This window comes from Psychrobacter piechaudii, from assembly GCF_900162825.1.
Classification (GTDB): domain Bacteria; phylum Pseudomonadota; class Gammaproteobacteria; order Pseudomonadales; family Moraxellaceae; genus Psychrobacter; species Psychrobacter piechaudii.
The window spans coordinates 1-3,831 of sequence record NZ_FUGE01000250.1; the positions used below are offsets into that span (position 1 = coordinate 1).

General features: G+C 40.8%; 4 protein-coding genes and 4 tRNA genes. All 8 read left to right on the forward strand.

Features of this window, described 5'->3' with window-relative positions; all coding sequences use genetic code 11:
- Window positions 1-283 precede the first annotated feature (283 nt).
- Window positions 284-670 carry a hypothetical protein gene (locus A1019T_RS12525; protein WP_095532622.1) on the forward strand — a complete coding sequence of 129 codons (387 nt, stop codon included), beginning with the start codon at window positions 284-286 and terminating at the stop codon, window positions 668-670.
- Between the two features lies 1 nt (window position 671).
- Complete coding sequence (locus tag A1019T_RS12530) at window positions 672-1,127, forward strand: RsiV family protein (RefSeq protein ID WP_167366883.1); 456 nt, start codon at window positions 672-674, stop codon at window positions 1,125-1,127.
- A gap of 253 nt (window positions 1,128-1,380) precedes the next feature.
- Complete coding sequence (locus tag A1019T_RS12535) at window positions 1,381-2,487, forward strand: FHA domain-containing protein (protein ID WP_077452033.1); 1,107 nt, start codon at window positions 1,381-1,383, stop codon at window positions 2,485-2,487.
- Between the two features lie 94 nt (window positions 2,488-2,581).
- Window positions 2,582-2,657: transfer RNA gene (locus A1019T_RS12540), tRNA-Thr, on the forward strand.
- 69 nt (window positions 2,658-2,726) lie between these two features.
- A tRNA-Tyr gene (locus A1019T_RS12545) sits at window positions 2,727-2,810 on the forward strand.
- Between the two features lie 100 nt (window positions 2,811-2,910).
- Window positions 2,911-2,984: transfer RNA gene (locus A1019T_RS12550), tRNA-Gly, on the forward strand.
- A gap of 30 nt (window positions 2,985-3,014) precedes the next feature.
- Window positions 3,015-3,089, forward strand: a tRNA-Thr gene (locus tag A1019T_RS12555).
- 333 nt (window positions 3,090-3,422) lie between these two features.
- Window positions 3,423-3,831 (forward strand): GTP-binding protein (locus A1019T_RS12560; RefSeq protein ID WP_143514106.1); only part of this gene is annotated, 409 nt, incomplete at its 3' end.

The window sequence follows — 3,831 nt, forward strand, 5'->3', positions numbered from 1 at the left end:
TTCCTGAACGCAGAAAGCGATCTTGCCCGAGGGTGGTTAAGGGAAAACCACAAAAATATCCCAAAAAAAATACCAGTCAGCCTTAACTGACTGGCATTACTCTGAGTGAGCGCCTTTTTTTATGGCTATTGTTGGGGTTAAATAACTTTAAACACAGTTTCAATACATTAATTAAGGGTGACTTTGATATAAGTTATATACTTACTTGATGCCTAAGCAGTGATATTATAAAAAAATAGTATTATTTCTAAAAATAAATTCTAATAATAAAAAGAGGTTTGTTATGGCATCCTTTATAAAGATGACTTGCTCTGCAGGGTTGGCATTGGTTGGCTTGAGTACTGGTTTTACGCTCCCCGCACAGGCCGCTGACTTAATATATAGCGATAATTATTTTGACTACGCCCTACCGGATTCTGTGACGGAGGTATGCTATAGCCGAGAGAGTTATAACTGCCCAGATATCTCGGTTATATATGCCGAAACCAGCCAAGAGTGGATTAATAATAGTCTGAACAACCGTGTCAATCAGATGCTACCGGGGCCTCAAGCTGGGTATCAGACAGAAGCGGGCAATCGATCAGGCAACTTATCTGAAAAAGAGAAAAAGAAGTTACTAGATGGGTTTGCCATTCAGCAACTAAAAGAAATTCCTGAAGACAGTAGTTAGTTTGAACTATCAATTTGAAGTGGCTCCCAGTTATCTGGGGCACATTGGAAATGTGGAGCTTTTTAAAATTAACTCCTATATTTATTTAGGCGGCGCACATGGCTTAGGTTACTCAGAATATAAAATCTTTAATGTGGCCACTAAAAAAGAGCTTAATTTAGAAGATTTATTGATTTCAGGCCAACAAAAAAAGTTCGAGGCATTGGCGTATACCGCTTATAAGGACTGGGTAAAAGGACAAACGGACAGTGATGCCCAGTCTTTTGAAAAGAATTGGCCGTTTTCTATGACAGATAACGCCACTCTTAATAATGAGGGGATAGCATTAACCTATCAGCCTTATGAGATAGCGCCTTATGCTTTTGGTATGCCTACGTTAACTGTGCCTTATGCTAAACTTAAAGGGATTATTAAACCTGAATACTTACCTAAGTCGGTAACGAAGGCAAAAAAATAGCATTCATCAATGAACAAAAAACTGGTATGTCCTCTAAAATAAGGTTATAAACTAGATAAGCAGCCTTATAGTCAAGGGATTACCTAGTTAAAGGATTATCAAAGTAACGGATAGCCAAATTTGGTTAAGTGATTCACATAATGGGGTCAATAGTTAGCCCTATTTAAAATAATGATTTAAGTAAAAAAATAAGCCTAAATAAGCAGTATTATAGTTTTTATCAGTAATTAACATTAAAAAAAGAGGTTCTTATATGACTAATTCCGATTCTAAACAATGGAAACTTACGGCAATAACTGAAGCACTAGGCGATTTAGAGCTTAGTATTGAGGATAAGTTAAGCGTAGGGCGTGGCCAAGACAATGATGTGGTGCTAGGTAGTAAGCAAGTGTCTCGCCAACATGCTGAGCTAACTGTGACTGGTGATCAATTAATGGTACAGGACTTGGGTTCCTCTAATGGTACTTTGGTAAATGACCAAAAGCTTGAGCCTCATCAGCCCACAGCGCTAGAAGCAGAAGATACGGTAACCTTTGCAGCCTTTAGCTTCCGAGTACATCAAGTAGCGGCTGAGCCAACAGTAGCTCCAACCTTTATCGCTGATAAACCAGAGGTAGTGGAGACGACAGAAGCGGAGCAGAGTGCCCAGCCTGCTACTGAAGTGGAAACGCCAACAGCAGAATCGAAACCAGAAAGCAAAACTTTCGCTGAAAGAAATGCTGAAGCAGAACAAGCGAAGCAAAATGCTGAGGCTGTCGAAAGAGCCGGTATTGAGGGGTTGACGGAAGCTGAACTAGAGCAAAAGCTGGAAGACGAGCTAGAAGGGCCCATTGCAATGGGTGACCCCAATCAAGAAAGCCATATAAATAGCAAGCAAGAGCACTTTGAAGAATTAGCAGCGGAAGCGGATCCTGAGGTGCATAAATCAAAACAGGCGGCTGCGGCTCAAATGTCTGCTACTACTAACTTGCATGAAAAGGTAGAGGCAGAGACGCCAACCGAAACCCAGTCAAAAGCAATTGAACCAAAAGTAATTGAGCCAAAACCTGAGGTAGTTGAGCGAGAACCTGAAGTGATTGAGCCAAAACCTGAAAAAGTTGCCCCAGTGACGACACAATCTCCAGTTATAGAAGAAAGCAAAGAGCAAAACCTACAAAAGCAGAAACCGGCTCCAGAATTGAATCAATCTTTTAATACAGTGAAGGAACAACCGCAACATAACCTGGCTCATGTGACTAATTCTACAGCAGCACCAAAAACCTCCAGTTCTGGTAAAAATTACACGTTTTTATGGTTAGCCTTGATTTTAGTGGGCTTGGCTGTGGTTTTATGGCTTTATAACAGCGGAACTTTGGCTTAAAAAGCAATAAAATCGAAAAAAATGAAAAAAAGTTAAAAAAAAGGTTGTGTTTTAGAAAATATTTGCTAGAATACTCACCACTTCGAAGGAACAAGCCGACTTAGCTCAGTTGGTAGAGCAACTGACTTGTAATCAGTAGGTCGCCAGTTCGATTCCGGCAGTCGGCACCATTCGTCCTTCAACGTATTTGCTTAACAGCAACTTAGTAAAACTATAAATCATAATAGTTTTACACCTTAGGTGGGGTTGGGGAGCGGTCAAACCCAACAGACTGTAAATCTGTCGCGAAAGCTTCGAAGGTTCGAATCCTTCCCCCACCACCATTTTCTAGTATTATTTTCAATTAGTGTTCCGTATAGTCTACCTTGATCAGCACACTGCCAAGTCCCTATGTAAGTGGCAGCCAATAAAAGCTGTGATACTGCGGGTGTGGTTTAATGGTAGAACCTCAGCCTTCCAAGCTGATGGCGCGGGTTCGATTCCCGCCACCCGCTCCAACTTATTTACTTAAAACAAAAGCACATTATGCTCATATAGCTCAGCGGTAGAGCACTCCCTTGGTAAGGGAGAGGTCTCGAGTTCAATTCTCGATATGAGCTCCACTATTTTAATAGGGCTAGTTACCCATAATAGTGCTTTGAGTTGGCCGTATACTACTTTATAGAACATTGAATTAAAGAGTTGAGCCTGGTATCAGTTAAGCCAAGCACAAAAAGTTAGGTGAGAATATTTAAGCTAACACTTAAATTTATTTACAAGGGCTTGTTAATGACCTTGCACCAAATTACTCCACACAGCTAGTTGATTTATCGATAGGCAGCACTTAGTGTTGCCTTTTAGTGTTGTAATTTACTAACTAAACGATAGAAAATAACATTTTTATATGCTTTATCGTATTATTTAACTTAGTAAACCCATAATAAGAGGACAAACTCATGGCAAAGGCCAAGTTCGAACGAAGCAAGCCACACGTTAACGTTGGTACAATCGGTCACGTTGACCACGGTAAAACTACCCTAACAGCTGCTATTGCTACTGTTGCTGCAAAAACTTCAGGCGGTGAAGCGAAAGACTACGCTGCAATTGACTCAGCACCAGAAGAAAAAGCACGTGGTATTACAATTAACACCTCACACATTGAATATGACACAGCTGACCGTCACTACGCACACGTAGACTGCCCAGGTCACGCTGACTATGTTAAAAACATGATTACTGGTGCAGCTCAGATGGACGGTGCTATTTTAGTAGTATCAGCTACTGACGGCCCAATGCCACAAACTCGTGAGCACATCTTGTTATCACGTCAGGTTGGTGTTCCATACATCATCGTATTCATGAACA

Bases quoted from the DNA above. Each gene is read 5' to 3' on its own strand.
- A1019T_RS12525 (WP_095532622.1), top strand. From the start codon at position 284: ATGGCATCCTTTATAAAGATGACTTGCTCTGCAGGGTTGGCATTGGTT.
- A1019T_RS12535 (WP_077452033.1), top strand. From the start codon at position 1,381: ATGACTAATTCCGATTCTAAACAATGGAAACTTACGGCAATAACTGAA.